General features: G+C 71.8%; 3 protein-coding genes. All 3 read left to right on the forward strand.

The window, feature by feature from the left end:
* Window positions 1-284: L-aspartate oxidase (locus FDZ70_09205; GenBank protein TLM70293.1), on the forward strand; the 284-nt coding region annotated here is incomplete at its 5' end.
* 5 nt (window positions 285-289) lie between these two features.
* Window positions 290-1,192 (forward strand): carboxylating nicotinate-nucleotide diphosphorylase, encoded by a 903-nt coding sequence (gene nadC / locus FDZ70_09210; GenBank protein TLM70295.1) that lies wholly within the window; start codon window positions 290-292, stop codon window positions 1,190-1,192.
* A gap of 26 nt (window positions 1,193-1,218) precedes the next feature.
* Window positions 1,219-2,292 carry a hypothetical protein gene (locus FDZ70_09215; protein ID TLM70294.1) on the forward strand — a complete coding sequence of 358 codons (1,074 nt, stop codon included), beginning with the start codon at window positions 1,219-1,221 and terminating at the stop codon, window positions 2,290-2,292.
* Window positions 2,293-2,516: the final 224 nt, after the last annotated feature.

The raw sequence follows: 2,516 nt of genomic DNA on the forward strand, positions 1-2,516 counted from the left end.
GCTCGGCCGAGGGGCTGGCCGAGGCCGCGGCGGGCATCGCCGAGGCCGCCGGGTCGCTCGGTCCCTGCGCACCCGACGCCGCCTGCCTCGAGGCGCACAATCTCGTGACGGTCGCGGCGCTCACGGCGCACGCGGCGTGGTTGCGTGCCGAGACGCGCGGGTGCCACGGGCGCACGGACTTCCCGGAGCGCGACGACGCGCGTTGGCTCACCCACCTCGTCTGGCGCCGCGGCGCGGACGTGCGCGAGGCGCCCGTCGGCACCCTCGGTATGATGGCGTCGTGACGGACCTGCTCGACACCCCGGACTTCGACGACGTCGTCGCCGCATCGCTCGGCGAGGACCTCGGCGTGCCGCCCGAGACGTTCCGCGGCGGGGTCACGCCCGAGATCCCGCTGCTCGAGCGCGATGCGACTTCCGCATCCGTCATCCCGGCGGGCACGGCTTGGTCGGGGCGCATCGTCGCTCGCGAGGACGCGGTCGTGTGCGGCCTGCCCGGCGTCGAGCGCACCTACGCGCTCGTGTCGCGCGCAGCGGGCCTCGCCGAGCCGGTCGAGGTGTTCCCGCTCGTCGCCGAGGGCGCCCGTGTCGCCGCCGGCACGGCCGTGGCCGAGGTGAGCGGCGACGCCCGAGCGGTACTCGCGGGCGAGCGCACCGCGCTCAACCTGCTGATGACGCTGTCGGGCATCGCGACCGAGGCGCGGCGCTGGCAGGAGGAAGCGGGCGCGCTCGCGGTGGTCGACACCCGCAAGACGCTGCCGGGCCTGCGGCGACTCTCCAAGTACGCCGTGCGCGTCGGGGGCGCTCAGAACCACCGCACCGGGCTGTGGGACATGGTGCTCGTCAAGGACAACCATCTCCGGGCGGCCGGTGGCGCCGCGGCCGCGGTGCGCGCCGCCCGCGCCGCCCGTCCGGGACTGCTCGTGCAGGTCGAGGCGGACTCGCTCGGGGTCGCCGTTCAGGCCGCTCGTGCCGGCGCCGACCTCCTGCTGCTCGACAACATGGACGATGCTGCGCTCACCGAGGCGGCCGCGGCCGTGCGCGAGGCGGCCCGCGACGGCGTGGTGATCGAGGCGTCCGGTGGCATCCGCTTCGAGCGGCTGCGGGCGCTCGCGCGCACCGGCGTCGACCGCGTGTCCACGAGCGCGATCACCTTCGCGCGCCCGCGCGACTTCGCGCTCGACGAGGGGTAGCCGAAGCGAGATCGAAGGGGGAGCACGTGGGCTTCCGGGTCGAGACTCTCACCGAACGCGTCGAACGCAACCGGACGCGGCTCCGGTCCTTCCTCGTCACGTATGTGGTGGTGTCGAGTGCGCTGGTGGCGCTGGCAGTCGTTCTTGGCGTGTACGGCACAGCGGCGTACATCCTCGTGCGGGGATCGTCCGGCTATCATCCGGACTACCCGCTCCTTCGTGCGCTCGGATGGCTGACGAGATCCCTGCCTCTCATCTTCTCGGTCACGTGGGCGGCTTCGGCTCCCGGCTTCGCGCTGTGGTGCCGACGAACGCTCCGCCGCCCCGAGTCGCGGCTGCTCGAGCGCATCAGGGCCATGCCGGTTCCGACAGGCAAGTGCCGCAGGGCGAAGTCAGCCCTCCACGATGTGGCGATCGCGGCCGGCATCTCTGTCCCGCGACTGGCGTACGTCAAGGACGAGTGCTCGAACGCCTTCGTGATCGCACACCGCACCGGTACCGCCTGGATCGGGGTGACGAGCGGGCTGCTCGACTTGCTCACCCTCGACGAGCTGCGCTGCGTGTTCGCGCACCTCGTCGCGCGCATCCGGGACGGCTCTGCGGTCACTGCGACGCTCCTCGCGGAGTTGTTCGACGAGGCCTCGACCGCCGGCAAGGTCGGTGATCGTCTACTCGAGGAGAACGCGATCGCCGAGGAGGACGACGTCGTCCGCCGAGCGTTCAAGGTGACCGTCTCGCCAGCTTGGGCGTTCTACGGAGGCGTGCGGTTGTGCCTCGCCATCACCGCGGTCCTGGTCTTGAGAGGCTACGCACGCAGCCAGGCCGTGAGCGCCGAGTGTGCGGACTCCGAGGGCATGCTGCTCGCGAAGGACGCCCGCGGGATGATGGGAGCGCTCGAGAAGGTCCTGCCGGCGGACAATCGGCTGGGCGGGGTCGCGATCGACCGCATGCGCGAGGACATCTTCGGGGCGCTGTTCTTCGCTTGGCCGGTGTTCAGCTTCGACGACGACCCCGAGCTCGTCCGCATACGACGACTGCGCGAAGTCCTTGGCGCCGAAGGTGTCTGGCATCCGGCGATGGACAGCGTTCGCCGTCAGTGAGGGCGGGCTGTTGCGCCGCAGCACCCAAGTGCCGCGCCCGTGTGCTGCGCACCCGTCCCGGGCGCGTTGCGCTATCCTCTGGCGGGGCGCTCGAGCGAGGGGAACGCGATGGGGGACGAGTACGTCGTCAGGCCGAGCCCGAAATGGGCGTTCCATGAGGTGCTCATCATCGCGATCGTCGGAGTCCAGGTGGTGCCGATGCTGGCGATGGGGCTGCCTGTGGT

This window comes from Actinomycetota bacterium (genome assembly GCA_005774595.1).
Taxonomy (GTDB): Bacteria; Actinomycetota; Coriobacteriia; order Anaerosomatales; family D1FN1-002; genus D1FN1-002.